Genomic DNA, 25,778 nt, shown 5'->3' on the forward strand with positions numbered 1-25,778 from the left:
ACAGAAAAGCCCCGTTTCAGGACCCAGCGATTCTGAGGATGTCGTTATACGTCGCAAACACCATCAGCATCAGAACCAAACCCAGCCCGATTCGGAAACCCACCTCCTGCGTCCGCTCTGAAAGCGGGCGCCCACGAAGCGCCTCCGCGCTGTAGAACAGGAGGTGTCCACCATCCAGAAGCGGGATCGGAAACAGATTCAGCAGCCCGATCGAGACCGAGAGGATGGCGCAAAGATTGACAACGAACTGGAACCCGGCGCTCGCGGCCTGCCCCGACAGCTTCGCGATTCCAATGACCCCGCTCACCTCAGCCGGATTGCCGGTCCCGACGAACAGCGACCCCAGGAACTTGAACGTGCTCGAAATAATGTACCAAACCTGCTCGACACCGATCTTCATGGCTTCAAAGACGCCGACCGGAGCGCTGGATGCCTCGCCGACCTGAGCCTTGTGCTCGATTCCGAGCACGCCGATTCGGTGGGCATTGCCGAAGGGATCCTTGACCTCCTTCAGTGCGGGCGTCGCCTTCAGCGCAACGACCGCGCCGTCCCGCTTCACTTTGAACCCAAGTTCTGAATCAGCATTCGAAGCTACGATCCGCTGCATGTCGGCGAAGCTCTGGATCGCGCTGCCGTCGATATCGACGACGACATCGCCGACCTTGAAGCCCGCGTTCGCAGCGACGCTCTCGGCGACCAGGCCATCGACCCGGGCGATCGTGCTGGGCTTGCCGTAATAGAGCGCCATGCCCGCGAAAATCAGGGCACCGAGAATGAAGTTCGCGACCGGACCGGCCGCGACGATGGCGGTGCGCTTGCCGACCGACTTGTGATGGAAGCTGCCTTCGCGCTCCTCCGCCGTCATGGCGGCGAGCGTCTCCGTCGACGGCGTCGACGCTTCGCTGTCGTCGCCGAAGAACTTGACGTAACCGCCGAGCGGAATCGCCGAGATCTTCCAGCGTGTGCCATGCCGGTCGTTGAAGCCGGCAAGCTCCGGCCCGAAACCCAGCGAGAACGTCAGCACCTTCACGCCGGCCCAGCGCGCGACCAGGAAATGGCCGAGCTCGTGAAAGAAAACAACGATGGTCAGGACGAAGAGAAAGGGAACGATATAGCCGAGGAGCCCATGGCTCAACGCATTGATACTATGAAGAAAATACTCGGGCATTCGAATTCCCCTCGACAAGAGCCATAGGCTCCGTCCCCAACCCTCTAGGTTGCCTTTAAGGCAATTTGAGGCAATAGGGCGGCAGCTTTATTTCGCGCGATATGGTCAACGGAAATCGCATCATCCGCCGAGTTCAGTGGTGGCTGATTCCCCGACCTGATCCAATCGTTCATCGTCGCCTCGACCAGCCGGGCGATCGCACCGAACTTGATCTTGCCAGCAATAAACGCCGCGACCGCGATCTCGTTCGACGCGTTGTAGACCGTTGTCGCGCCATTGCCGAGCCGGAGTGCCTCGTAAGCGAGCCGCAGCCCCGGGAAACGCTGGAAGTCGGGCACCTCGAAGGTAAGCTGTCCGATCTTGGCGAGATCGAGCTTGGCGGACGGGCCGACGATCCGGTCCGGCCAGCCGAGGCAATGCGCGATCGGGATCCGCATGTCCGGCGTGCCGAGCTGGGCCATCACGGAGCGATCGGAGAACTCGACCATGCCGTGGATGATCGACTGCGGGTGCACCAGCACGTCGATCTCGTCGGGCGCCAGGGCGAACAGGTAGGACGCCTCGATCACCTCGAGGCCCTTGTTCATCATCGAGGCGGAATCGATCGTGATCTTCTGCCCCATGCTCCAGTTCGGATGCTTGAGCGCCTGTTCCAGCGTCGCCTGCTCGATGTCGGCGGGAGCCCAGGTGCGGAACGGCCCGCCGGACGCAGTGATGATCACCCGCGTCAGTTCCTCGCGATTGCCGGACGCCAGCGCCTGGAACAGCGCATTATGCTCGGAGTCCGCCGGCAGGATGCAGGCGCCGGCCTTCTTGGCCCGCTCCATGAAGATGTCGCCGGCGCAGACCAGGCACTCCTTGTTGGCGAGCGCGACGGTTGCGCCGCGATCGACCGCGGCAAGTGCCGGCTTCAATCCGGCAGCGCCGCTGACCGCGGCCATCACCCAATCCGCCGGCCGTGCGGCCGCCTCGATGATGGCGCTCTCTCCGGCTCCGCATTCGATCCGGGTTCCGGCCAGTGCGTCCTTCAATTCGGAAAGCCGCGCCGGATCGGCAATGGCGGCGAACCGCGCGCCGAACTCCTTGGCGAGCTTGGCCAGTCCCTCGACATTGCTGTTCGCGGTCAGCGCCTCGACCCGGTAACGGTCACGCGCGCCACGCAGCAGATCCATCGTGCTGTCGCCGATCGAGCCGGTGGCACCGAGGACGGTCACGGACCGCGCTGCGGATGCCGCCGCGGCCTTATTGTTACGCAACGGAACTGCGCTCATCTCATCACCAAACCATAAGACCGCGTCCGACGCCATCGGCGCCACCACGGAGAAAGCCGAAAATCGCCGCCACAATGACGGCCGCGACAAATCCGTCCAGGCGATCCAAAAGGCCGCCGTGGCCGGGAATGATGTGGCTCGAATCCTTCACCCCGAACCGCCGCTTCACAGCGGACTCGAAGAGATCGCCAAGTTGCGAGACCACCGACAAGACGGCTCCGAGCATCAGCAGCGGCCCGGCCGTGCCGATCTCGAAGGCGGCAAAGCAGGCCGCAATCAACAGGCTCGCGACGAAACCGCCGGCCGCGCCAGCCCATGTCTTCTTGGGGCTGACACGCACCCAAAGCTTCGGCCCACCGATGCTGCGGCCCGCGAAATAGCCGCCGATATCCGTGACCCACACGATCAGCAACACGAACATCAGCGCGGCAAAGCCCTTCGCCGTATCGAGACGCAGCAGCACCGATGCGATCTCGGCGGCCGCAGCATAGAGCAATCCCGCGATGACCCAGTTGCGCCGCACGCCCGATGTCAGCGCCACGACAACCGCACCGACGGCGAGGACCACCAGCGCCGCATCGATGCGGCCGGCGATCAGGCAAAGTCCGGCGAGCAGCAGCGCGACAACACCAGGCACCATGACGCGGAGTTCGCGTCCGAGCCCGGTGACCATGAGCCATTCCGCGAACAATCCGACCGCAACCAGCGTCACCAGTAGCGACCAGGCGATGCCGCCCAGATAGGCCAGCGCGATCGCAACCGGCGCCAGCACTAGCGCCGCAACCACGCGCATCGCGAAGTTGCGCGACCCCTGCTCGCTCGCGGCCGCCTGCTCGCTTGCTGCCGCCGGTGCGGCTTCGCGCTCGCTCACGAGCCGGTTTTCGCGGCGAGGCCGCCGAACCGGCGCTCACGCTTGCCGTATTCCGCAATTGCGCCTTCGAGCGCCGCCTTGTCGAAATCAGGCCAGTGAATCGGCACGAACACGAGCTCGCTATAGGCGGCCTGCCACATCAGGAAGTTCGACAGACGCTGTTCGCCGCTGGTGCGGATGATCAGGTCGGGGTCCGGAATGTCGGGCGCATCGAGATAGTGCCCGAGCGTATCGGCATCGATGGAGTTGGCGTCGCGCTTGCCTTCGGCGACCTCGCGCGCAAGGCGCCGCGCGGCGGCGGCGATCTCCGCCCGCGAGCCGTAGTTGAAGGCGACCACGAGGTTGAGCTTGACGTTGTTCCGCGTCAGCTCCTCGGCCTCGTTGAGCAGCGCGCAGATGTCGGGATCGAGCCCGGCGCGCTCGCCGATCACGCGCACCCGCACGCCGTCACGATGCAGCGTCGCCAGATCGTTGCGGATGAAGCGGCGCAGCAGGCCGAACAGATCGCCGATCTCGCTGGCCGGCCGCGACCAGTTTTCCGAGCTGAACGAAAAGATCGTGAGATAGACGATGCCGAGTTCATGGGCCGCACGCACCACGCGGCGCAGCGCCTCGACGCCGCGGCGATGGCCCTCGACGCGCGGCAGGCCGCGCGAAGCGGCCCAGCGCCCATTGCCGTCCATGATGATCGCCACATGCAACGGACTGCCGGAGCGATCCGGTCCGTCGGTTGCTGGGGCGGCGGCGTTCGACATCGACTCTTTCCCGTAGCGCCTTCAGACCGTCAGGATTTCCTTTTCCTTGGCGGCAAGCAGCTGATCGACTTCGGCGATCACGCCGTCGGTCGCCTTCTGCACTTCGTTCGACAGGCGCTCCTGATCGTCCTCGGAGATCTCGTGATTCTTCTCGAGCTTCTTGATCACGTCGAGGCCGTCGCGGCGCACGTGGCGTACCGCGACCTTGGCCGCTTCCGCGTATTTGTGCGCGACCTTGACCAGCTCCTTGCGGCGCTCCTCGTTGAGTTCGGGAATCCGCAAGCGAAGCACCTGGCCTTCGGTTGCCGGCGAAAGGCCGAGGTTGGAGTCGACGATCGCCTTCTCCACGGCCTTCACCATCGACTTGTCCCAGACCTGCACCGAGAGCAGGCGCGGCTCGGGCACGCTGATGGTCGCAACCTGGTTGAGCGGCATATGCGAGCCGTAAGCCTCGACCTGGACCGGCTCCAGCATGGAGGCCGCGGCACGGCCGGTACGCAGACCGCCGAGCTCGTGCTTGAGCGATTGTGTGGCGCCCTGCATGCGGCGCTTCACGTCGTTGATGTCAAAACCAGCTGCGGCCATGACGCTTCTCCCTTTACTAGAAACCGGCTGTCGACGCCCTCGGGTCCAAAGTCTGGACCCGCAGGCGCGGCAATCAGCCGGCGACGACCGTGCCGTGTCCGGTACCGCGCAGAATCGCACCGATCGAACCGGGCTCCGCGATCGAGAACACGATGATAGGCAGCGACGTCTCGCGGGCAAGTGCGAAAGCGGTCGCGTCCATGACCTTGTAGCCGCCCTCGATCGCCTGCGAATGGGTCAGGCGGTCGAAGCGCTTGGCTTTGGGGTCCTTCTTCGGGTCGGCGCTGTAGACGCCGTCGACATTGGTGGCTTTCAGCACCGCCTCCGCACCGATCTCGGCCGCGCGCAGCACGGCGGTGGTATCGGTGGTGAAGAACGGGTTGCCGGTTCCGCCGCCGAGCAGGACGATGCGTCCCTCGGCGAGATATTTGTGCGTCGCACTACGGGTGAACAGCTCGGAAATCTCCGGCATCACGAATGCCGACAAGGTCCGCGCCGGTGTCCCCTTGCGCTCGATCGCCGCCTCGAGCGCGAGGCAGTTCATCATGGTGGCAAGCATGCCCATGGTGTCACCGGTCGGCCGGGACACGCCGCGCGAGGACACCTCGACGCCGCGGACGATGTTGCCGCCGCCGATCACGACCGCGACCTCGACACCGAGCTTGCGGGCCGCGATCAGGTCGTCGGCGACGCGGTCGACCGTCGGTTGATCGATACCGAACCCGTGGGAGCCGGCCAGATATTCGCCGGACAGCTTGATCACCACGCGACGATAGATCGGCTCAGCCATGATGCGATCGCTTTCTCATCCCGCGCAGGCAGGCCTCCGGCGCGGACGCCGGACGCCAGGTGTCAGCGGTTACTTCTTGCCGCTGGCGGCCGCGACTTCGGCGGCGAAGTCGCTTTCCTGCTTCTCGATTCCCTCACCGAGAGCATAGTTCACAAAGCCAGCGATTTTGATCGGCCCGCCGACCTTACCCTCAGCTTCCTTCACCGCCTGGGCAACGGACTTGCCGCTGTCGTGGATAAAGGCCTGATCGAGCAGGCAGACTTCCTTGTAGTAGGTCTTCAGGCCGGAATCGACGATCTTCTCGATGACGTTCTCCGGCTTGCCCTGCTGGCGGTACTTGTCGGCCAGCACGTCCTTCTCGCGCTTGACGGTCTCAGGATCGAGCCCGGCCGGATCGAGCGCCAGCGGCTTTGCCGCCGCGACGTGCATGGCGAGCTGGCGGCCGAGCACTGCGAGTTCGTCGGTCTTGCCCGTGGATTCCAGCGCCACGATCACGCCGATCTTGCCGGCGCCTTCGACGACGGCGTTGTGGACGTAGCTCGACACCACGCCTTTGCTCACTTCGAGCGAAGCGGCGCGGCGCAGCGTCATATTCTCGCCGATCGTCGCGATGGCGTCGGAGATCGCGGTCTCGACGGTGACGTCGCCGACCTTGGCCGCCTTGATCGTCTCGACATCGGCACCGTTATGCAGCGCGACCTGGGCGATCATCTTGACCAGGCCCTGGAACTGCTCGTTACGCGCAACGAAGTCGGTCTCGGAATTGACCTCGACCAGCACGCCCTTGGTGCCGGAGGTCAGCGCGCCGATCAGGCCCTCGGCGGCCACGCGGCCGGCCTTCTTGGCGGCCTTTGACAGGCCCTTCTTGCGCAGCCAATCCTGCGCGGCCTGCATGTCGCCGCCGTTCTCGGTCAGCGCCGCTTTGCAATCCATCATGCCCGCGCCGGTCGATTCGCGGAGATCCTTGACCATCGCTGCTGTGATCGTTGCCATCGTTCAATGTCCTTCTTGCCTGTACAGAAACCGCGGCGCCCGATGGCACCGCTGTCAGCGACAGGGAAATCGTTGTTCGTGGAATAGGAGCGGTGGCCGGGCGAGGCCCGGCCACGCCGCGTAACTTTTATTCCGCTTCGGCGAGCGTCTTGGCCTGGGCAACCCAGGCGTCGGCACGGCTCGGCAGACCGACTTCTTCGCCGATCTTGTGCGCGGTGTCGTGGTCGAGCTCGGCGAGCTGCCAGTAGTGGAAGATGCCGAGGTCGTTGAGCTTCTTCTCGATCGTACCGGACACGCCGGTGAGCTTCTTGAGGTTGTCGGCGGTGCCGCGCGGACCAGCGAGGCCCTGGAAGCCGGACGGCGCAGCCGCCGGGAGGTCTTCCTGCACGGGCGCAGCCGACGCACCGATATCGATTCCGGAATCGCCCTGCGCACGCGAGATGCCGTCGATGGCGGCGCGCGCCACGAGATCGCAATACAGCGAGATCGCGCGGCCGGCGTCGTCATTGCCCGGCACCACATAGGTGATGCCCTTGGGGTCCGAATTGGTGTCGACGATCGCAGCGACCGGGATGTTGAGCCGCTGGGCTTCCTGGATCGCGATGTCTTCCTTGTTGGTGTCGATCACGAAGATCATGTCGGGAAGACCGCCCATGTCCTTGATGCCGCCGAGCGAACGGTCGAGCTTGTCGCGCTCGCGCTGCAGCGTCAGCCGCTCCTTCTTGGTGTAGGAGCTGGCTTCGCCCGACGACAGCACGTCGTCGAGATGGCGCAGACGCTTGATCGAGGCCGAGATCGTCTTCCAGTTGGTCAGCGTGCCGCCGAGCCAGCGCGAGTTGACGAAATACTGGGCCGAGCGCTTGGCCGCATCGGCAACGCCGTCCTGGGCCGAGCGCTTGGTGCCGACGAACAGGATGCGGCCGCCCTTGGCGACGGTATCGCTGACCGCCTGCAGGGCACGATGCAGCATCGGCACAGTTTGCGCGAGGTCGATGATGTGGATGTTGTTGCGGGCGCCGAAGATGTAATCCTGCATCTTCGGGTTCCAGCGGTGAGACTGATGGCCAAAGTGAACGCCAGCTTCCAAGAGCTGACGCATGTTGAATTCGGGCAGCGACATAGATCTAATTCTCCGGTTGGTTCCTCCGGAAACGTGTGAGCAAACGAGCCTGAATGGCCCGGTTGCCACCGGACGGCCTTTGAGAGCCATGTTTCCGTGTGAGATGGCGCGGTATATAGCGCGATTTGCGCCAGAAGCAAGGAAATACGGCTGGTTACACCGGCCGGACGGGCCCTTTGAGCCCCGAAACTGATCCGTTTTGGCCCGAAATAGCCCGGTACAGCCGGCCAAGGCCCCCGCCAAGATCCCGCTAGGCGATCCCTATTGCGCCAATTGCAGGTCCGCCAGCGTCGTGCGCGCGATCGTCTCGTCCAGCGCTACGAAATCGGCCGGCCCGGGATTGGCGGCGTTCGCGGTCGCAGCCGACGCGACGAAGCCACCGACCAGACCTCCCACCATCGACACGCCGGTGACGGAGTCGTGGCGCTCGCTGGATCTCAACAGAAAGAAATAGGTGCGGCCCGGCTCGGTTGCGAAGTTGAAGGCGGTGTCGCCGGGAAACATCACTTCGCTCGCCACCAGTTGATGCCGGCCGGCGGGGCGATCGGCGAACGTATAGGTCCCGAATGAAATCTTGCCGATCGGCTCGCCATCAAGCTTCAGGTCGCAGGCGCAAAACGCCATGCTCAGACCCTTGCGTTTTTCCTGGAGCACGACGACGCGGGAATGTCCCGGCTTCGGTGGACGGAACTTCTGCGAGATCGCCGCATAGTCGGTGCCGATACCATCGCTCACGCAGCCCGACACTATCAACACACCGGCCAGCAAGGGCGCGTAACGTCCAAACATCCCGCCCCCGAAATTCCCAGCAGGCGCGACCATAGAAAGAGGCACGGTGTGGTTGCAATAGTGCTTAAGCCGAAGCCATTGGCTTTCCGCGGCGTCGCCGGGATCGTCGTCTACAGCGTCTGCACGTCGACCACGCCCGCGACCGCCTTGATTGCGCCGGCGATCTGCGGCGAGACCTTGTAGCGGCCGGGCAGCTTCATCTCCACCTCGGTTTCAAGATCCAGCATCATCACCAGCGAGACGTCACCGTCGGCGGCACCCGCCTGCGGCGCGGCTGCCGGCGCAGGCTTGACCGCCGGCGTCGGCCTTGCAGCGCCACCCGGCGCGGGCGCGGCCTCCGGCATGTTGAGCCGGCGCGCGATCGACTCCAGCGGCTTGGTGTCGCGCACGAAAATCCGCAGGCCCTTTTGCGTCTTGGCCGCGGCGTGATCCAGCGGCTCGGCGTGCAGCACCCGCGCCCGCACGTCCTCGCCCTGCAGCTCGGCGCCGAGCTGCAACAGCACGGCCGCCCCGGGCTCGAGCACATCGCGGTACTGCGCGAGGCCCTCGGAGAACAAGACTGCCTCGAAATGGCCGGTCGGATCCGACAGGCCCATGATGCCCATCTTGTTGCCGGTTTTGGTGCGCCGCTCCATGCGAGACACCACGGTTGCCGCGACCTTGCCCGCCGTCGCGCCAGTCTTCACCGCGCGCGAGAATTCCGCCCAGGACTGCACGCGCAGCCGCTTCAGCGCGGTCGCGTAGTCGTCGAGCGGATGACCCGACAGGAAGAAGCCGATCGCATCATATTCGCGCCGCAGCCGGTCCGCGGGCAGCCATGGCTCGACCAGCGGCAGCATGATGCTGGGCGCATCCGGCGCGCTGCCGAACATGTCGTTCTGGCCCGAGGTCGCCGCCTCGTGGCTGCGCTGACACGCCGCGAGGATCGCATCGGCACCGGCGAAGACGCGGGCCCGGTTCGGGTCCAGCGTGTCGAACGCGCCGGCCGCCGCAAGGCTTTCGATGATCCGCTTGTTGACGGCGCGCGGGCTCACCCTTGCGGCGAAATCGGCGAGCGAGGTAAAGGCGCCCTTCCTGTTGCGCTCCTCGATGATCTGCTCCACCGCCTGGATGCCGACGCCCTTCAGCGCGGCGAGCGCGTAGTAGATCGTGTTGCCGCTGACCTCGAAGGTCGGGCCGGAGCGATTGATGTTGGGCGCCTCGACCTTGATGCCGAGCCGCTGCGCCTCGGAGCGGAATTCGGAAAGCTTGTCGGTGTTGTTGAGTTCGAGCGTCATCGACGCCGCCAGGAACTCGACCGGGTAATGCGCCTTCATATAGGCGGTGTGGTACGACACCAGCGCATAGGCCGCCGCGTGACTCTTGTTGAAGCCGTAGTCGGCGAACTTGGCGAGCAGCTCGAAGATCGTCTCCGCCTGCCCCTTCCCAACGCCGTTCTTCATCGCGCCAGCGACGAAGATGTCGCGCTGCTTGTCCATCTCGGCGCGGATCTTCTTGCCCATCGCGCGGCGCAGCAGGTCGGCCTGGCCGAGCGAATAGCCCGCCATCTGCTGCGCGATCTGCATCACCTGTTCCTGATAGATGATGACGCCGAAGGTCTCCTTCAGGATCGGCTCCAGGATCGGATGCAGATATTCCGACTCCTCATCGCCGTGCTTGCGCGCGCAATAGGTCGGGATGTTCGCCATCGGGCCCGGGCGATACAGCGCGACCAGTGCGATGATGTCCTCGAAGCGGTCCGGCCGCATGTCGATCAGCGCGCGCCGCATGCCCTGGCTTTCCACCTGGAACACGCCGACGACATCGCCCCGGGCCAGCATCTGGTAACTCGGCGCATCGTCGATCGGCAGCGTCGCGAGGTCGACATGAACGTCGCGCTGCTTGAGCAGCTTGACCGCGACATCGAGCACCGTCAGCGTCTTGAGGCCGAGGAAGTCGAACTTCACGAGGCCCGCCGGCTCGACCCATTTCATGTTGAACTGGGTGACCGGCATGTCGGATTTCGGATCGCGGTACATCGGCACCAGCTCGCTCAGCGGCCGGTCGCCGATCACGATACCTGCGGCGTGGGTCGAGGCGTGGCGGGTCAGGCCCTCGAGGCGCTGCGCGATGTCGAACGCACGCGCCACCACCGGATCCTCGTCGCGGAACGCCTGCAGCTTGGGCTCGCCTTCGATCGCCTGCGCCAGCGTCACGGGCGCCGCGGGATTCTGCGGCACCAGCTTGGTCAGCTTGTCGACCTGCCCGTACGGCATCTGCAGCACGCGCCCGACGTCGCGCAGCACGCCGCGCGCCTGCAGCGTACCAAAGGTGATGATCTGCGCCACCTGGTCGCGGCCGTAGCGCTCCTGAACGTACTGGATCACCTCGCCGCGGCGGTCCTGGCAGAAGTCGATGTCGAAGTCCGGCATCGAGACGCGTTCGGGATTGAGAAAGCGCTCGAACAGCAAGGCGAACCGCATCGGATCGAGGTCGGTGATGGTGAGCACCCAGGCGACCAGCGAGCCCGCGCCGGAGCCGCGGCCCGGTCCGACCGGAATGCCCTGCGCCTTCGCCCATTTGATGAAGTCCGAGACGATCAGGAAGTAGCCCGCATATTTCATGCGGGTGATGACGTCGAGCTCGAAAGCCAGTCGCTTGCTGTAGTCCTCTTCAGTCATGCCCGGCGAGAGACCGTGCACCCGCAGGCGGTTGGCGAGCCCCTCCTCGGCCTGGCGCTTCAACTCGGCGGCTTCGTCGGCGGCCGCATCGGAGCTAGCCGCGGCGCCGACCGTGAAGAACGGCAGGATCGGCTTGCGGGTCTTCGGCCGGAACGAGCAGCGCTCGGCGATCTCCACCGTCGAGGCCAGCGCCTCCGGAATATCGGCGAACAGCACCGCCATTTCCGCACGGGTCTTGAAGCGGTGATCGGGGGTCAATTGCTCGCGGTTGGTCTCGGCGATCAAATGGCCGCCGGCGATGCACAGCAGCGCATCATGCGATTCGTAGTCGTCGCTGCTGGCGAAATACGGCTCGTTGGTCGCAACCAGCGGCAGGCCCTTGCCGTAGGCGAGATCGATCAGACCGCCCTCGGTACGGCGCTCCTTGTCGATGCCGTGGCGTTGCAATTCGATGTAGAGACGATCGCCGAACAGGCTCGCCAGGCGTTCGCAGCGGGTCGCAGCCAGCGCCGCCTGCTCGGCACGCAGCGCCAGCGCGATCGGCCCGTCGGGACCTCCGGTCAGCGCGATCAGATCCTCCGCGTCGTCGGTGAGCCAGTCGAGCTTGATGTGCGGGGTCTGGTTGACCGGTGTCTCCAGGAACGCCCGCGAGTTCAGCCGCATCAGGCTGCGGTAGCCGCGCTCGCGGGCCGCCAGCAGCACGATTCGCGTCGGCCCCGTCGTCGCCAGGATGCTCCGCGTATTGGGGTCGACATCGCCGAAATCCACCGCCAGTTCGCAACCGACGATTGGCTGGATGCCGTAGCCGGCCATCTTGTCGGAGAATTCCAGCGCCCCGAACATGTTGTCGGTGTCGGTGAGCGCCAGCGCCGGCTGACGGTCGGCCTTGGCGAGCTCGCCGAGCTTGGCGATCTTGATCGAGCCCTTCAGCAGCGAATAGGCGGAATGAACGTGAAGATGAACGAATCCGGCATTCGGCATGGCTGCTCGAGGGTCTCTTGAAGGCAGGGATGGCGCGAGTGCCCAAGCCGGAACTCGAAAGCATCAGACCCGACTCGCATCCCATCGTGGGGCCTCAGCCCTGCCAAGTCCACGCCGAACGCGGCGTGGCGGCAGGTCGCCCTGCTTTTCCCCAGACGCAACCTATGCCCTGTCCCTGCGGGCACATTTCAGAACTGGGTGATCAGTTGGGCCCAAACCGCGATCATCCCGACGAACAGCGTGATCGATGCCAGCGCTGCAGCTTCCTGCACAAAAATCTTCAACATGGCCGCTCTCCCTGACTGGAACGTATGCAGAACATTGTTCCTTTTTTGTTCTGGGAGTCAAGCGAGGGTAGTGGGTCAGTTTGGAAACTGACCCCGAAAGAAATCGCTTTGGTTAATTGAGGAGACGGGAGCGCCTAAACTGCGAACCAAGGCGACTTGACGCCCAAACGGCGATCCAAGTACCCGACCATAGATGGCGACAGGAATTCGTTTTGGCTCAAACCAACAACGACGACAGACTTTCCGCAGGCGGAAAGTCTCGTAAGGGTATGGACCTTGCCCTTGTTGTCAGTGCTATACCCGCTCTGCGCAGTCCCCTGATGGGTGTCCCTTAGCCAAGTCATATAGGCTGCAAGGGTTGGGTGACCGCCAAACGGGTATGCCATTTCAAATTACGCGCAGAGAGCCATTTCGTATTCGAAACCGTCGCTCTTGCCCGATTTGTTGAAATCAGACTTCCGGTCCCAAAGTTCGAAAAAATGGGCAGGCGCAGCCGGGAGGCGCTCTAGCGGGGATTCTGCCTCAAGCGCCACTTCAATCCGTGAGCGAAGCGTGTCCAAGTCGTTCGCCTGCGCGCACACGTCATGCTCAAGGCATTGAGCAACCCAGAAGTCGCCATCCTTGAAGGTAACTATACGCAGCGTGCTCATTTTGTAGCTCCCGATGAGCGCCATTAATTTCAGAGCGCTCATAACACGTCAACCGGCGTTAAGTTTCTATAAATAGACAGTAAACCTGACCCAATCAACCGCTCTTCTTGTAATTTATGAGCCATTCTTGTGACTTCTCTTTGATCCAAGTCATTGCATCAGCCTCACTTTCGAAGCCGAAAACGGTATCGATCTCGCCGCCGCGCCATACGACGCTCACAGAACACCCCTTCCCGATGGCGTATCGACGCACGACGAATTGATACTCCGGCTTGAAGTTCGCCAGCTCCCACTGTTCCAGCATGGCAACAAGGTCGCCCATCTCCCAAAGCTTGTCGGTGACGCCAGCGGCCATCGCAGGCGTCACCTTGAGCGTCTGATGGATGCGCACAAAGTTGTAGTACATTGTATGCAGAGCAATCGCCGCAGCGTGGTTCTCGACCTTCTTTGAGAACGCATTGGTGAGCCGGGTGAACCGGCGCATGTGCATCCGCATGGTGAGGTTGCTGCGCTCAGCATAGGACGTGCTGATGTGCTTCCATTCCGGGTTGCCGCTCTTGGGCTCTTTGCGAGCGCCAATGCACTTGGCCGGGCTGTAACGGACTTCCGCCTCCGGGGCAGCGCCGTACAGCTTGATGAGCATGGCGTAGTCCACCTCTCCGGCAAACGCTGCATCAACCGCCTGCAAATACGGCGCATGCCCGTCGCTAGTGATCTGGACGCGATTGGCCAGCCTGCTTTCGAGATCGTGGGTGAACGTCATAGCCGCGTCCAGATCGCGAGCGCCGAGCAGCCAGCTCACAATCAGCTTTGTGTCGGCGTCGATGGCGGTCCACGTCCAGACGTCGCCAGCGCTCGCTGGAGCGGCCTTAGCGCCCTTCACGTTCGCGGCCTTGGCGTAAACGAAGCTCCAGATTTCGTCCATCTGGACGCGTTTGCACGTCAGGTTCCGAAGCGTCTTGTCCTGATAGGCCGCGCAGGCGTGGCCCGCGTCCACCAGCAGCTTTGCCACGGTGTTCTTGCTGGCCCCGATCAGGCGGGTAATGGCGCGGATCGACTGCCCTTCGCAGAGGAGGTGCAGGATTTGGGCGCGGGTCTTTCGGTCCAGCTTGTTCATGGCTGGAGTATCTGACCCTTTTTGCTTAGCGTCAAGCATATTCGTTTATTTCGATCATAAGTTGTCGGCTACGCCATTTTCGTGTCTCCTTCGTCACACTGAGTCAAAATGACGCAGCGTGATATATAGCAAATTCATAATATTGCAAAAAAGTCATACGGAATGTGGCAATACTGGTGGTATAGTGATCCAAATGGACCCGACCCATGGCGAGCTTGGTACGACAGTCAAAACTCTGCTGTTCAAGGTCGCCACGACAACGTTTTTCGCTTCTTGGAGGCTCGCGAAAGCTGGGTTGGAGCGCACACGAAAAAGATCGACGATTTTGTTGAGATAATATTGTCTACTCGAGTGGAGCATCGACTGCTTGGTTGTTACTGGCCTCCGCAAAAATGCTGCTTCACTTTTGTTTTGCCATGCACGCACAAGGGTAAGGTTTATGACCCGAAGAATGCGTTCGAAACCGCCGGAATCCGAATAAGAGAACTAAAGAACGGCTCAAGATGGATGAGACGCTGTGTCAGACCTGAGTAAGATCAAAAAATTCTTAGACGACGACTATCGAGCTTCGTATTTGGATTCCCACGTCAAGGGGAGCGTCGCCTATCAGATCCAAGCATTGCGCGAAGAATTGGGGTTAAATCAAACGGCATTCGGAGCGCTGGTCGGCATGCCGCAATCCGTTATCTCCCGGCTCGAAAATGCCGAGGGCGGCAGCGTTAATGTCAACACGCTGCTAAAGATCGCTCACGGACTCAAGATTGGCTTAGCCATTAAGTTCTGCGGCTTCGATTCAATCTTGGCCGAAGATGTGACGCCAGTCGGCCTCTCTGTCGAAAACATACAATCGACCATCGATCGATTAGCTCTGGCGAAGCCGCTTGCCCCACAGAGTACCGTAGTTGTCGTCACAGCGACTAAATATCCAGCTCTAGAAAGTAACCGAACATGGCAGACCAGCTCCCTTCCCAACCAGCCATCAGCGTCAATACAGCGGTTTCCAGGGTCAGGGACCCCCAGTTCAGGGACGTTTATGCTAACGCAAGTTACACCGGCCTAAGCCCCTTCGATTTGACCCTAACATTTTCTAAGAATACCGATTTCTCGGGTCAAATGGTGCAGGTTGATCAGGTTTCGGTAGTGGTTTCGCCCCAGCATTTTAAAGCGCTGGTCAAGTCGCTTTCGGAAACCTTGGTTGCCTATGAGAAGGTTTTTGGCGAGCTAAAGATACCTGATTCAGAGACTACGCCAGCGCTGAACGCCGAGCAGTTGGAAGCCACGATCCAATCAACGAGGGCAGCGCAGAGAGCGGCAGCCGCTACTGGTGAACCTACGGCTTCTCCCGCCAACGAGAAGAAGCCGCCCGCGAAGCAATCTCGCGGCGCTCGGAAGGTGAAAGTGACTTAGCCCGCGCCTTCCCGCCCTTCCTACCCAACTCCACCGCAGCCGGGTCTTTGCCCTCTTCCTCTGGCGTAGGATCGCGGTCGGGCGTTTCGCCAGTGGCGATATCAATGATCCGCTTGGCGAGCTGGTTGGGGTCTCTAGGGCGTTTGGGGGTCATTGGATTGCCGACCGTTCTGAGCAAGTGCAGGTGATGTCGACGCTACCAGCGCGGCTCTCGCGATTAACGATCTTGAACCCATCTGGCAGCAAATCGACTGTGGCCCGATAATCACGCTGGATAAGCGGACCCGGTTCGTCCGACATCTGCGCCATGCCCACCTTCCCGCAGTCGGGACACTTCAATTTCTGGGACCATTCATCGCGCGTTGCCATGTCCCGAATATGCGCCGTTGACAATCAACATTCCAGCCCCGGAACCTTGCCACAATCAAACTGACCCACTACCCAAGCGAGCCCGGGAATGCCCGCGCCGCCTTCACGGCCGATGGTTAATCCGCCAGGCCAACAAAAAACCCCGGGCCGAAGCCCGGGGTTTTCGATGCCGCTTGGATTAAGCGAGCGATCAGTAACGCGCGATGATCGGGCCACCGAACTTGTAGTTCAGACGGCCGAGAACCATGTCGGTGTCGCCACCGGTGTGGAAGCCGGTCACGCCGACGCCAGCCGGGGTCACGAAGGTCGCACCGTGCGTGTCTTCGAAGATGTGGTTGTATTCGACGCCGAGCGACCAGCCCTGAGCGAAGGCGAATTCGAGGCCAACGCCGACCGTCGGGCTCCAACGGGTGTCGAAGCCGGTCGAGGACGCCAGCGCGCCGCCGGGTGCCAGGAACTGATAGTTGCGATCGGTGACCGCAGCGCCGCCCTTGGCGTACAGCAGGACATTGTTCCAGGCGTAGCCGATCTGACCGGTGAACAGGCCGAACGCATCGGTCTTCGAGCGAACGGTGCCGCCCGGGACCAGCAGGTTGCCGGAGAAGTCAGCCCAGTTGCCCTGAGCTTCCAGACCCCAGACCCAGCCGCCGGTCTGCCAGCGGTAGCCGACCTGGCCACCGACGGTGCCGCCGTTGGCATCGTAGCTGCCGGCCTGGCCGAAACCGTCGACCGAACGGTTGTCGTGGCTCTGGCCCCAACCACCGTTGATACCGATGTAGAAGCCGGTCCAATCATACACAGCGGCAACCATGGGCGGCGGAGCCTTCGTGTAAGGGCGAGCCGCGAGGTCAGCCGCAGAGGCAGCGGTCGCGCTGAGCGCGAGCAGGCTGGCGGTGACAAGCAAAATCTTTTTCATTTTCCCGTTCCAACTTTTTCTACAGGCCCCCAAGGCCGCGAGACACCGTCATAGCAGCCCCCGTCGGAATTGCTGTAACTTCGCTGCAACAGGCAGGCCCAAACGACTTCGCTCAAATTTGAAGTTAATACTGCGTTACAAGCACTTCTAGGAGCTTTCGCCACATAGCTGCCGCACAATCTTCACAATTCGAAGCTGCGTGCGCGGCTGCGCGCAAGATCGTGTTGACCGGAACCGGCTTGTCCGATTTGGATCGTCGCCGAGATCGAATCTTCGCAGCGATAAGGAATGCACATGCGGACGATGATTCTTGCTGCTGCGGCGTCGGTGGTCGCGCTCGCCACGTTTGGCACGGCGCCCTCCCATGCCGTCGGCGTGCGTTACCCGTTCTGCATCCAGGGCGACCGCTACCCAGGTCTCAGCAACTGCTCCTATCCGTCCTATGAGGCGTGCCTCGCCACCGCCTCCGGCATCGGACAGAACTGCATCGCCAACCCCTATTATGCCGGCGACAACGACCCGCGCTCCTATCTGCACGTCGCCCCGCGGGACCGCCGTGAGGGCAATTTCTTCGACCTGTTCTTCCACTGAGGCCCGCCCGGCGTCGCCGCCGCGGGAATGTGAGTTGATCGCTCCCGCATGCGGGGGCTGTTTGCACGGACGTTGGGCGCGAGCGTTGCCGGCGCCAGATCGATTGGAGCTTCTGATGCGAAACCTGGTTCTGGCACTGTTTCCGGCGCTCCTGGCGCTGGGTGCGATCACAAGCACGCCAGCCAATGCCCAGAAATACGATTCGACCTCGCCGGTCTGCAAGACGAACTACCGATGGGGCGGCGAGGATACCGACTGCGGCTACACGTCGCTGGAGCAGTGCCGCGCCTCGGCGTCCGGCCTCGCCGCGATGTGCATCACCAATCCATATTATGCCGGGCCGCCGATTGATCGTCGGCCGAGCCAGTCTGGCAGACGGCCTCGCGCCGCTTATTGAGGGCTCAAGCCTTTCCGCTCCGCCTGAAGCAGAGCGGAAAAGCCCTAGATTCACGTGCTTAGCGTGTGTTCTTCACACGAGCTGCGACCCACTTCGCGCGAAACGCTATTCGAGCTCGACGACCTGCCCATTCGACAGCGACACCCGGCGATCCATCCGTGCGGCGAGATCCATGTTGTGGGTCGCGATCAGCATCGCGACCCGGGTCGCCTTCACGAGCTGCATCAGCGCGTTGAAGACGTGATCGGCCGTCCCCGGATCCAGATTCCCGGTCGGCTCGTCCGCAAACAGCACCCGCGGTGCGTTGGCAACCGCGCGCGCGATCGCCACACGCTGCTGTTCGCCGCCCGAGAGCTCCGCGGGACGATGGGTGATGCGGTCGCCGAGCCCGAGATAGGCCAGGATCTCGGTCGCGCGTTTCACGGTTTCGGAGCGCTTGAGGCCACGAATCATCTGCGGCAGCATGACGTTCTCGAGCGCCGAGAACTCCGGCAGCAGCCGGTGCGACTGATAGACGAAACCGATATCGGAGCGGCGAATCTGCGTGCGGTCGACGTCGGACATCTGCGAGGTCGGCGTGCCCGCGACATAGACCTCACCCTCATCGGGACTCTCCAGCAGGCCCGCGATGTGCAGCAGCGTCGACTTGCCGGATCCCGACGGCGCCACCAGCGCCACCGATTGACCGGGCCACAGCGCCAGCTTGGCGCCGTTCAGAACCGTCAGCGTCGCTTCGCCCTGCCTGTATTCCCGCTTGATATCATGAAGATAGACGACCGGTACGTCTTCCGCCCCCTCTGCCATGTGCGCTCCCTATTCGTACCGGAGCGCTTCGACCGGATCGAGGCGCGCGGCGCGCCACGACGGGTAGAGCGTCGCAAGGAAGGACAGCGTCAGCGCCATGATCACGACGGCGAGCGTCTCGCCGAAATCGACCTCAGCCGGCAGCTTGGAGAGGAAATACAGTTCCGGCGAGAACAGCTCGGTGTTGGTGAGCCATGACAGGAACTGCCTGATCGATTCGATGTTCAGGCAGATCAGCATGCCGACCGCAAAGCCGGTCAGCGTTCCGACCACACCGATCGAGGCGCCGGTAATCAGGAAGATCCGCATGATCGAGCCCTGCGAGGCGCCCATGGTGCGCAGGATCGCGATGTCCTGGCCCTTGTCCTTCACCAGCATGATCAGCCCGGAGACGATGTTGAGCGCCGCGACCAGTACGATCATGGTCAGGATCAGGAACATCACGTTGCGTTCGACCTGCAGCGCGTTGAAGAACGTCGAGTTGCGCTGCCGCCAGTCGACCAGGAAGACCGGCCGGCCGGCCGCCTCCGTCACCAGCTTGCGGTAGGTGTCGATCTTGTCCGGATTGGTGGTGAACACCTCGATCGAGGACACGTCGTTGTTGCGGTTGAAATAGGCCTGCGCCTCGGCCAGCGGCATGAACACGAAGGTCGAATCGTATTCCGACATGCCGATCTCGAACACCGCCGTGATCTTGTAGGGCTTGATGCGCGGCGTCGTGCCCATCGGCGTCACCGCGCCCTTCGGCGAAACCAGCGTGATCATGTCACCGGCATGCAGCGAGAGTTGGTCGGCAAGCCGGCGGCCGATCGCAACCCCCTGCCCCTCGTCGAAGCCTTCGAGCGTGCCCTGCTTGATGTTCTTGGCGATCGAGGTGAGGTTGTTGAGATCGTCGGCGCGAATGCCGCGGATGAAGACGCCGGCCGCGTTGAACGGCGACGAGCCGAGCCCCTGTCCGTCAACAACGGGCGCGGCCAGACGGATGCCCTGCACCTGGCTGATGCGGTCGGCGACGTCTTTCCAGTCGGTCAGCGGCGATTCCAATGGCTGCACCAGAAGGTGGCCGTTGAGGCCGAGGATCTTGTCGAGCAGCTCCTTGCGGAAGCCGTTCATGACGGCCATCACCACGATCAGCGTGGCAACGCCGAGCATGATGCCGAGGAACGAGAAGCCGGCGATGACCGAAATGAACCCTTCCTTGCGGCGCGCGCGCAGATAGCGTCCGGACAGCAGCCATTCGAATGGCGCAAAAGGCGGGGTACGGACTGGCTCGTTCATGGTCTCATCCATCTCTCGATAATCCCATGATTCGGGTCAAATGTGGCCGGATTACCCCGCCGATAGATACGGCGTGAATAAACTTTAACCCGCGAGCTTCGCGACCACGTCCGCGGGGCTCATGTTCTCGCGTGAACCGTCGCTGCGGCGCTTCACTTCGACCTTGCCTTCCGCGAGCCCCTTGGGCCCAACGAGAATCTGCCAGGGGATACCGATCAGATCGGCCGCGGCGAACTTGGCGCCGGCGCGCTGATCGGTGTCGTCGTAGAGCACATCGACGCCCTTCGCCGAGAGCTCGCGATAAAGCTGCTCGCAGGCACCGTCGACCGCGGCATCGCCCTGCTTGAGGTTGAGGATCGCGACGCGGAACGGCGCGACCGCCTCGGGCCACATGATGCCCGCGTCATCGTGACAGGCTTCGATGATCGCACCGACCAGGCGCGACACGCCGACACCGTAGGAGCCGCCATGGATCGGCACGTCGACGCCGTCGGGCCCCGCCACCATCGCCTTCATGGTGTCGGAATATTTGGTGCCGAAATAGAAGATCTGGCCGACCTCGATGCCGCGGGTGTTGAGCCGCTTTGCTTCCGGCACTTCCTGCTCGAAGCGCGCAGCCTCGTGGACGTCCTCGGTCGCCGCATAGACCGAGGTCCACTGCTTGATGATCGGCGTGAGATCACCGTCATAATCAACGTCCTCGCCCGGCACCGGCAGGTCGAGCACATCGCGGTTGATGTAGACGCCGGACTCGCCGGTCTCCGCCAGCACGATGAATTCGTGGCTGAGGTCGCCGCCGATCGGGCCGGTCTCGGCCCGCATCGGAATCGCCTTCAGGCCCATCCGCGCAAAGGTGCGCAGATAAGCCACGAACATCTTGTTGTAGGAGCGCCGCGCGCCGGCCTCGTCGAGGTCGAATGAATAGGCATCCTTCATCAGGAATTCGCGGCCGCGCATCACGCCGAAGCGCGGACGCTGTTCGTCGCGGAACTTCCACTGGATGTGGTAGAGGTTGAGCGGCAGGTTCTTGTAGGACTTGACGTAGGAGCGGAAGATCTCCGTGATCATTTCCTCGTTGGTCGGTCCGTACAACAGCTCGCGCTTGTGACGATCGAGGATGCGCAGCATCTCGGGGCCATAGGCGTCGTAGCGGCCGCTTTCACGCCAGAGATCGGCAAGCTGCAGCGTCGGCATCAAGAGCTCGAGCGCACCGGCACGGTCCTGCTCCTCGCGAACGATCTGCTCGATCTTCTTCAGCACCCGGAAGCCGAGCGGCAGCCAGGCATAGATGCCGGCCGCCTCCTGCCGCATCATGCCCGCGCGCAGCATCAGCCGATGCGAGACGATCTCCGCCTCTTTCGGGTTTTCTTTCAGGATGGGCAGGAAAAACCGCGACAATCGCATGGCGTTACTCGGGAATCAGGAAAGCGTGGGAAGAGCAGCAGTGAAACCGGATCGGCTGTGAAAACACAAGGCCGCCAAATGACAAAGGCCCTTCAAATCAGGCTATTTTCGGCCATTTGAGCGATTTGCGTCCCGCCGACGTGCCCGGCCCGCTGATCGTGCGTTTACCTGACCTCGAAATCGTCTTCCAGCGTCACTTTCCTGAAATCGGTCACCAGGGCGTCGATCTGCATGTGCCAGCGGCCCGGGACCGGCAACGGCACCTTCTTCACGTGCCAATAGCCGTCGGGACCCAGCGCGGCGCTCCGTTCCAACGGCTCGATGCCGCGATCCGGCAGGCTCAACGTCAGTGTCGCCTCCTTGGCCGCGAACGGGCTGGCATCGCCGTTCATCAGCTGCAGCACGAAGTCATTCGGCCCGACCTTGCCCGGCGCGATCAGCACCTGGAACATCGCGGCATCGGTGTGGATGTGCACCGCGAGCGGAACGTCGTCTGACATCGCCAGCAAGCGGGGCGGCGGCGTGAAGCGCCAGAGCGCGACGAGACCGAGGATCGCGATCATGAGCACGAATTCGAGCGCGATCGAGCGCTGCAGCGGCCGCGTGCGGTGAAATTCGCGCGCGACCGCCGGCGTGAACACCAGCCGGTTCAGCGCAGCGAGCGTGAGCAACAGCGACACCAGCGCAAGTTTCGCAAGGAGGATGTTACCGTATCCGGTGTCGATCAGTGCGCCAAAGCTCTCGAGCTGAACGACGGCGAGTGCCAGGCCGGACAAGGCGACCAACGCGACCGCCGGCACCGCGAGCATTGAAAAGCGCCCGAGCACCCGCAGCAGCGAATCCTTGCGCTGCCAGGCCAGCACCGCCAGCGGCGCCAGCGCCCCCATCCAGAAGGCGAGGCCGACGCCATGGATGAACAGTGCGGTCCGCGTCAGCCATTGCGGAGAGGCGGTGGCGGCATGGCCGCTGACCGAAAGCGACAGCCCGACACAGATCATTGCGATCGCGGTGCTGATCCAGGCCGCGCTGAACGACGGACTGCGCCAGGCGACCGCCGCGACCAACATCGCAGCGATCGCGAGCAGCAGTGCAGGAAACAGGCTGGTGCCGGCGGCGCTGGCCCACGCCGCCCATGTCAGGACGCCCATGATCGGCAGGTTCAGCAGGTCGACGCCCTGCAAGGCAAGCGAGGCGGTCGCGCCGATGAGGCCGATCGCCAGCGACCACATGATCAGCCGTTCGCCGGCCGGTCCCTGCCCGATCCAGGCGGCAAAGAACACACCGCCGACGCCGGCAAACAGCCCGAGATAGAGCCCGAGCCGTGCCAGCCAGATCAGCGCATGCAGCACGCCATCGCCGGCCGGCGCCGCCGAGCCGGTGACGACGCCGATCGAGAACAAGAGCGAACCCGCAACCGGATGGCCGTCCTGCGACACCACGCGATAGCTGACCACCTGCGTGCCCTGAGGCAAGTCGGCCGGCAGGGTCACCATCACGGATTGATCGACGGCGCGGATCGTGACGTCGCGCGGCTTGCCCGCAGCGTCGAGCAGGCTGACCGCGGTCGGCGCCACCGCTTCGTTGAAGCGGAGCACCACTGTCTTCGGTGCCTCCGTCACCACGCTGCCATCCGCCGGCTCGGCAGCGATCAGGACGGCATGCGCATGGGCCGAGGTCGCAAGGCACAGCGCCAACAGCAGCGCAACCAGGCCTGTTACAACAAGACTTGCGACCGCCCGCACGGCTTACGACTTCGGCAGCAGCTTGACGCCGGGCGCCGGCGTCTTGCTGCCGTGGTCGTGCCCGCCGCCCTGCCCCTCGGCCGGAACATCGATCCAGCGGCTGACGCCCTGTTCGCATTCCTGCACGACGGGAAAATACAACGTGGTGTTCGGCTTCAGCGTATCGGTGAGAAACGTCTGCATCACGAACTCGTCGTAGTTCTGGTCGGAGAGCTTGCCACCGCTCCAGGCGACTTCCTTCACGCCCTCGGCGAGCTTGGCGCCGTGATAGTCGTATTGGGCGGCATATTTGCCGGTGACCGTATCAAGGGTCCAGCCGGGCTTCGGCATCGGCTTGACCCCGATCACGCCTTCCGGAATCTGCACGCGGATCTTGATCGTCGCCGATCCCGCGCAGCCATGCGGCACGGCAAAGACAGCCTTGTAATACGAGCCGACCGCCGCCTGCTTTCCCTCAAGCGTGATATGAGCGACCGCCGGCGACGCTGCGAGCAGCGCCGCCGTGGCAATGAGCAGCGTGTTTGATCGCATGGCTCCCTCACATCTTCTTCATGTCCATGTGACCGGAATGGTCGCCATGGCCGGAGTGATCGCCGCCACCCGGCGCCTGCGCACCGACGGCCTGGACGTCCAGCGAGACCGAGACCTTGCCGGCCTTCTCGAATTCGAGCGTGACCGGCACCTTGTCGCCCTGCTTCAGCGGGTTCTTCAGGTCGAACATCATCAGATGATAGCCGCCCGGTGCGAGCTTCACGGTCTTGCCCGGCTCGATGGTCAGTCCCTTGTCGAGGGCACGCATCTTCATCACGCCATTGTCCATCGACATTTCGTGGACTTCGATCTTGCCGGCGACGTCGCCGGAGCCTGAAACCAGCCGGTCGGGCGTCGTCCCCTTGTTCTCGATCGTCAAATAGCCGCCGCCGATCTTGGCACCGTTCGGCGTGGCACGCGTCCACGCCTGCGTGATCACGAGGTCGCCGGCCTTGACGTCCTCGGCGCGTGCGGACGTAGACACGAGCGCAGCAGTCAGCGTCGTGAGGGCGAGGATGCGAGAGAGCATCTTCATTGGACGAATTTCCTTTCAGGTTGAAGTTGAAGCGATCATCGGATTGTTGTGGCCTGGGCGTCAGACCATTTGTTCAGATCGGCGATTTCGGCCGATCCCTCGATCGTTGTGATCGTTCCGTCACGAGCAATCAGCATCGTTCGCGGGATATCACCTTGCCACGCCGGATCGATCTCGAATCTCAATCGTTCGGCAAAGCCGTCGCCAAAAATCCAGTTCTCGGCGGACGCGAGCCCGGTCTGATCCAGCATCGATCGCGTCGCCTCCGGAAGGTTGGGAACCAAATCCGCGCTGATCGTGACGACGTCGACATCAGGATGATCCTTCATGAACCGGCCGAGCTGCGGCAGCTCGACCTTGCATGGTCCGCAGGTCACGCCCCAAAAGTGCACCAGGGTTGGATGACCGGCGTGCGCATGCAGCAGCTTCTGCCAGCTGCCCCGTTCGAACGGCTTCGGCGCGTCTTCGCCCGCCGCCAGTGCGGACGGCAGCGTTACGAGCAGGACAAGGGCCGCGAGCAAATGACGTTTCATGGTTCGCCTTCGATCGCTTGAAAATGGTAGCCGTCGGCCTTCGTCATCCACGACAGGTAGGTCTGCCGGCTGTCCGAGACCAGTAGCGGATGGTCGGAGCTGTCGGCGGTGTCGGCGATATCAGTGGGCTTCGACCACGTCGCACCATCGTCGTTCGATGTCGTCAGATGGATCGATGTCTTCTGCCCGTCGAACTCCTTCCAGGCCATCGCAAGCCCCTGCGGCCCCGCGGCGATCTGCGACCGCGACGGGCTGCGGTTCGGTTGACCGACCGGAAGCGGATCGGAGAAGGTTTTGCCGCCGTCGCGTGACCGCGCGTAGAACAATCCCTTGCGCGCCTTGCCGTTGGTGTACCACGTCACGTGATAGGTTCCCTCGCGCGAAATGGTCAGGCTCGGACCATGATGCGGACATGCGGCGATCTGCCAGTCGTCGCGGCTCACCCGATGCACCTCGCCGGGCGTGCCCAGATCGGTAAACGTCACGATCGCATGGTCGCGCACACCGCCTTCGAAGATGTTTCGAAACACCACCACGGGATGGCCTGCGCCATCGAATGCCAGCCCGAGACGGCAGCACTCGCAGGTGTTGTCGGCCACAAGCTGCGCTTCGGAGTAGGACGCGCTACCGCCCTTCGATGAAGCAAAGAACAATCCGGCACCGTCATACTTCTCGCCGCGCTGCTGCGCCGGCACGCGATTGCGCTTGTCGAGCCAGACCACGAACACGGCACCGGCTGGATCGAAGCCGATCGCCTCGAAGCGCTGGCTCTCGTTGTTGGCGGTGATCGGCTTCGGCGGATCGAAGCTGCGCCCGCCATCGGTCGACCGCGTGGTCAGCACCTGGCCGTTGAAGGCCTGATCGCGAAAGATCGAGAATGCCAGCGCGATGTCTCCCTTGGCGTCGATCGCAAGCTTCGGGCGCGCATCCGGGCCCCAATCAAGGTTGAGCCGGTCCCGGGTCACCTGCACGGCCGCGGAAAAGCTCTTGCCCCGATCCTTCGAGCTCGCGACGGAGATTTGACCTCCGGCCATCCATGTCAGCCACAGTGTCCCGTCCGGCGCGAAGGCCGGAGTGACCTTGCTCGCGCAACGCAAGACGGTGTCCTCGCACGCCGCTTCCGAGGCATGCTGGTGGCTCATCTGCGCGCAGGCGAAATCGGGCAAAGCCCCGAGCAGGATCGTCGCCAGCACGATCCGAGCCGCAGTCTTGCGAAACGTCATCGATGCGCTCC

Annotated in this window: 25 protein-coding genes; 4 read left to right on the plus strand and 21 right to left on the minus strand. The window is 63.1% G+C overall.

Going from position 1 to position 25,778, the window contains the following annotated elements:
- Positions 1-16: 16 nt before the first annotated feature.
- From rseP to HU230_RS14740, 12 genes are all read right to left on the minus strand, one after another.
- A complete protein-coding gene (rseP, locus tag HU230_RS14685; protein ID WP_176531049.1) occupies positions 17-1,168 on the minus strand; it encodes an RIP metalloprotease RseP in 1,152 nt (383 codons plus the stop codon).
- 44 nt (positions 1,169-1,212) lie between these two features.
- Positions 1,213-2,439, minus strand: coding sequence for a 1-deoxy-D-xylulose-5-phosphate reductoisomerase (dxr, locus tag HU230_RS14690; RefSeq protein ID WP_176531048.1), 1,227 nt, complete (start codon positions 2,437-2,439; stop codon positions 1,213-1,215).
- Positions 2,440-2,443: 4 nt separating this feature from the next.
- A complete protein-coding gene (locus HU230_RS14695; RefSeq protein WP_176531047.1) occupies positions 2,444-3,310 on the minus strand; it encodes a phosphatidate cytidylyltransferase in 867 nt (288 codons plus the stop codon).
- Complete coding sequence (locus HU230_RS14700; RefSeq protein ID WP_176531046.1) at positions 3,307-4,065, minus strand: isoprenyl transferase; 759 nt, start codon at positions 4,063-4,065, stop codon at positions 3,307-3,309. The genes HU230_RS14695 and HU230_RS14700 overlap by 4 nt, the downstream gene beginning before the upstream one ends.
- Positions 4,066-4,086: 21 nt before the next feature.
- Entirely contained in the window at positions 4,087-4,650 is a 564-nt protein-coding gene (gene frr / locus HU230_RS14705) for a ribosome recycling factor (protein ID WP_176531045.1), read from the minus strand.
- 73 nt (positions 4,651-4,723) lie between these two features.
- Positions 4,724-5,440 carry a UMP kinase gene (gene pyrH / locus HU230_RS14710; protein ID WP_092114611.1) on the minus strand — a complete coding sequence of 239 codons (717 nt, stop codon included), beginning with the start codon at positions 5,438-5,440 and terminating at the stop codon, positions 4,724-4,726.
- Positions 5,441-5,509: 69 nt separating this feature from the next.
- Positions 5,510-6,433, minus strand: coding sequence for a translation elongation factor Ts (gene tsf / locus HU230_RS14715; protein WP_176531044.1), 924 nt, complete (start codon positions 6,431-6,433; stop codon positions 5,510-5,512).
- A 127-nt stretch (positions 6,434-6,560) separates the two neighbouring features.
- Positions 6,561-7,553, minus strand: coding sequence for a 30S ribosomal protein S2 (locus tag HU230_RS14720; protein ID WP_176531043.1), 993 nt, complete (start codon positions 7,551-7,553; stop codon positions 6,561-6,563).
- A 261-nt stretch (positions 7,554-7,814) separates the two neighbouring features.
- Positions 7,815-8,321, minus strand: a complete 507-nt coding sequence (locus tag HU230_RS14725) for a DUF2846 domain-containing protein (protein WP_224943279.1) — start codon at positions 8,319-8,321, stop codon at positions 7,815-7,817.
- 131 nt (positions 8,322-8,452) lie between these two features.
- The gene (gene dnaE / locus HU230_RS14730; protein WP_176531042.1) at positions 8,453-11,983 is read right to left on the minus strand and encodes a DNA polymerase III subunit alpha; all 3,531 of its coding nucleotides are present in this window, start codon (positions 11,981-11,983) and stop codon (positions 8,453-8,455) included.
- Positions 11,984-12,662: 679 nt separating this feature from the next.
- Positions 12,663-12,920, minus strand: a complete 258-nt coding sequence (locus tag HU230_RS14735) for a hypothetical protein (RefSeq protein WP_176531041.1) — start codon at positions 12,918-12,920, stop codon at positions 12,663-12,665.
- A 94-nt stretch (positions 12,921-13,014) separates the two neighbouring features.
- Positions 13,015-14,037 carry a helix-turn-helix domain-containing protein gene (locus HU230_RS14740; protein WP_176531040.1) on the minus strand — a complete coding sequence of 341 codons (1,023 nt, stop codon included), beginning with the start codon at positions 14,035-14,037 and terminating at the stop codon, positions 13,015-13,017.
- 517 nt (positions 14,038-14,554) lie between these two features.
- Between HU230_RS14740 and HU230_RS14745 the strand changes: the two genes are divergently transcribed.
- Both HU230_RS14745 and HU230_RS14750 read left to right on the plus strand, forming a co-directional pair.
- Positions 14,555-15,097 carry a helix-turn-helix domain-containing protein gene (locus HU230_RS14745; protein WP_176531039.1) on the plus strand — a complete coding sequence of 181 codons (543 nt, stop codon included), beginning with the start codon at positions 14,555-14,557 and terminating at the stop codon, positions 15,095-15,097.
- Complete coding sequence (locus HU230_RS14750) at positions 14,986-15,444, plus strand: DUF3467 domain-containing protein (RefSeq protein WP_176531038.1); 459 nt, start codon at positions 14,986-14,988, stop codon at positions 15,442-15,444. Before HU230_RS14745 ends, HU230_RS14750 begins: the two co-directional genes overlap by 112 nt.
- 559 nt (positions 15,445-16,003) lie before the next feature.
- Here the strand turns inward: HU230_RS14750 and HU230_RS14755 are convergent.
- The gene (locus tag HU230_RS14755; RefSeq protein ID WP_176531037.1) at positions 16,004-16,729 is read right to left on the minus strand and encodes an outer membrane protein; all 726 of its coding nucleotides are present in this window, start codon (positions 16,727-16,729) and stop codon (positions 16,004-16,006) included.
- 294 nt (positions 16,730-17,023) lie between these two features.
- On the opposite strand from HU230_RS14755, the gene HU230_RS14760 reads away from it, so the two are divergent.
- Together HU230_RS14760 and HU230_RS14765 are read left to right on the plus strand one after the other, a co-directional pair.
- Complete coding sequence (locus tag HU230_RS14760; RefSeq protein ID WP_224924440.1) at positions 17,024-17,320, plus strand: DUF3551 domain-containing protein; 297 nt, start codon at positions 17,024-17,026, stop codon at positions 17,318-17,320.
- A 115-nt stretch (positions 17,321-17,435) separates the two neighbouring features.
- Positions 17,436-17,717 carry a DUF3551 domain-containing protein gene (locus HU230_RS14765; protein WP_176531035.1) on the plus strand — a complete coding sequence of 94 codons (282 nt, stop codon included), beginning with the start codon at positions 17,436-17,438 and terminating at the stop codon, positions 17,715-17,717.
- A 105-nt stretch (positions 17,718-17,822) separates the two neighbouring features.
- Here HU230_RS14765 and HU230_RS14770 read toward each other — a convergent pair whose 3' ends face one another.
- From HU230_RS14770 to HU230_RS14805, 8 genes are all read right to left on the minus strand, one after another.
- Entirely contained in the window at positions 17,823-18,521 is a 699-nt protein-coding gene (locus HU230_RS14770; protein WP_173642802.1) for an ABC transporter ATP-binding protein, read from the minus strand.
- 9 nt (positions 18,522-18,530) lie between these two features.
- A complete protein-coding gene (locus HU230_RS14775) occupies positions 18,531-19,811 on the minus strand; it encodes a lipoprotein-releasing ABC transporter permease subunit (RefSeq protein WP_092114619.1) in 1,281 nt (426 codons plus the stop codon).
- A gap of 72 nt (positions 19,812-19,883) precedes the next feature.
- The gene (gene proS, locus HU230_RS14780) at positions 19,884-21,203 is read right to left on the minus strand and encodes a proline--tRNA ligase (protein WP_176531034.1); all 1,320 of its coding nucleotides are present in this window, start codon (positions 21,201-21,203) and stop codon (positions 19,884-19,886) included.
- Positions 21,204-21,367: 164 nt separating this feature from the next.
- Positions 21,368-22,945 (minus strand): copper resistance CopC/CopD family protein, encoded by a 1,578-nt coding sequence (locus HU230_RS14785; protein ID WP_224943282.1) that lies wholly within the window; start codon positions 22,943-22,945, stop codon positions 21,368-21,370.
- A gap of 3 nt (positions 22,946-22,948) precedes the next feature.
- Entirely contained in the window at positions 22,949-23,476 is a 528-nt protein-coding gene (locus tag HU230_RS14790; RefSeq protein WP_176531033.1) for a YcnI family copper-binding membrane protein, read from the minus strand.
- Positions 23,477-23,483: 7 nt separating this feature from the next.
- Positions 23,484-24,011 (minus strand): copper chaperone PCu(A)C, encoded by a 528-nt coding sequence (locus tag HU230_RS14795; RefSeq protein WP_176531032.1) that lies wholly within the window; start codon positions 24,009-24,011, stop codon positions 23,484-23,486.
- A 35-nt stretch (positions 24,012-24,046) separates the two neighbouring features.
- Entirely contained in the window at positions 24,047-24,544 is a 498-nt protein-coding gene (locus tag HU230_RS14800; protein WP_176535018.1) for a TlpA family protein disulfide reductase, read from the minus strand.
- The gene (locus HU230_RS14805) at positions 24,541-25,767 is read right to left on the minus strand and encodes a sialidase family protein (RefSeq protein ID WP_176531031.1); all 1,227 of its coding nucleotides are present in this window, start codon (positions 25,765-25,767) and stop codon (positions 24,541-24,543) included. The genes HU230_RS14800 and HU230_RS14805 overlap by 4 nt, the downstream gene beginning before the upstream one ends.
- Between the last annotated feature and the right edge of the window lie 11 nt (positions 25,768-25,778).

The organism is Bradyrhizobium quebecense (assembly GCF_013373795.3).
Taxonomy (GTDB): domain Bacteria; phylum Pseudomonadota; class Alphaproteobacteria; order Rhizobiales; family Xanthobacteraceae; genus Bradyrhizobium; species Bradyrhizobium quebecense.

Excerpts from the sequence above, each read along its gene's own strand:
- HU230_RS14795 (WP_176531032.1), bottom strand. The coding sequence starts at position 24,011 with ATGAAGATGCTCTCTCGCATCCTCGCCCTCACGACGCTGACTGCTGCG.
- dnaE (WP_176531042.1), bottom strand. The coding sequence starts at position 11,983 with ATGCCGAATGCCGGATTCGTTCATCTTCACGTTCATTCCGCCTATTCG.
- HU230_RS14740 (WP_176531040.1), bottom strand. The coding sequence starts at position 14,037 with ATGAACAAGCTGGACCGAAAGACCCGCGCCCAAATCCTGCACCTCCTC.
- HU230_RS14750 (WP_176531038.1), top strand. The coding sequence starts at position 14,986 with ATGGCAGACCAGCTCCCTTCCCAACCAGCCATCAGCGTCAATACAGCG.
- dxr (WP_176531048.1), bottom strand. The coding sequence starts at position 2,439 with ATGAGCGCAGTTCCGTTGCGTAACAATAAGGCCGCGGCGGCATCCGCA.
- HU230_RS14765 (WP_176531035.1), top strand. The coding sequence starts at position 17,436 with ATGCGAAACCTGGTTCTGGCACTGTTTCCGGCGCTCCTGGCGCTGGGT.
- HU230_RS14790 (WP_176531033.1), bottom strand. The coding sequence starts at position 23,476 with ATGCGATCAAACACGCTGCTCATTGCCACGGCGGCGCTGCTCGCAGCG.
- HU230_RS14800 (WP_176535018.1), bottom strand. The coding sequence starts at position 24,544 with ATGAAACGTCATTTGCTCGCGGCCCTTGTCCTGCTCGTAACGCTGCCG.
- HU230_RS14755 (WP_176531037.1), bottom strand. The coding sequence starts at position 16,729 with ATGAAAAAGATTTTGCTTGTCACCGCCAGCCTGCTCGCGCTCAGCGCG.
- HU230_RS14775 (WP_092114619.1), bottom strand. The coding sequence starts at position 19,811 with ATGGATGAGACCATGAACGAGCCAGTCCGTACCCCGCCTTTTGCGCCA.
- pyrH (WP_092114611.1), bottom strand. The coding sequence starts at position 5,440 with ATGGCTGAGCCGATCTATCGTCGCGTGGTGATCAAGCTGTCCGGCGAA.
- HU230_RS14760 (WP_224924440.1), top strand. The coding sequence starts at position 17,024 with ATGCGGACGATGATTCTTGCTGCTGCGGCGTCGGTGGTCGCGCTCGCC.
- frr (WP_176531045.1), bottom strand. The coding sequence starts at position 4,650 with ATGGCCGCAGCTGGTTTTGACATCAACGACGTGAAGCGCCGCATGCAG.
- HU230_RS14770 (WP_173642802.1), bottom strand. The coding sequence starts at position 18,521 with ATGGCAGAGGGGGCGGAAGACGTACCGGTCGTCTATCTTCATGATATC.
- tsf (WP_176531044.1), bottom strand. The coding sequence starts at position 6,433 with ATGGCAACGATCACAGCAGCGATGGTCAAGGATCTCCGCGAATCGACC.
- HU230_RS14720 (WP_176531043.1), bottom strand. The coding sequence starts at position 7,553 with ATGTCGCTGCCCGAATTCAACATGCGTCAGCTCTTGGAAGCTGGCGTT.
- HU230_RS14735 (WP_176531041.1), bottom strand. The coding sequence starts at position 12,920 with ATGAGCACGCTGCGTATAGTTACCTTCAAGGATGGCGACTTCTGGGTT.
- HU230_RS14700 (WP_176531046.1), bottom strand. The coding sequence starts at position 4,065 with ATGTCGAACGCCGCCGCCCCAGCAACCGACGGACCGGATCGCTCCGGC.
- HU230_RS14805 (WP_176531031.1), bottom strand. The coding sequence starts at position 25,767 with ATGACGTTTCGCAAGACTGCGGCTCGGATCGTGCTGGCGACGATCCTG.
- proS (WP_176531034.1), bottom strand. The coding sequence starts at position 21,203 with ATGCGATTGTCGCGGTTTTTCCTGCCCATCCTGAAAGAAAACCCGAAA.
- rseP (WP_176531049.1), bottom strand. The coding sequence starts at position 1,168 with ATGCCCGAGTATTTTCTTCATAGTATCAATGCGTTGAGCCATGGGCTC.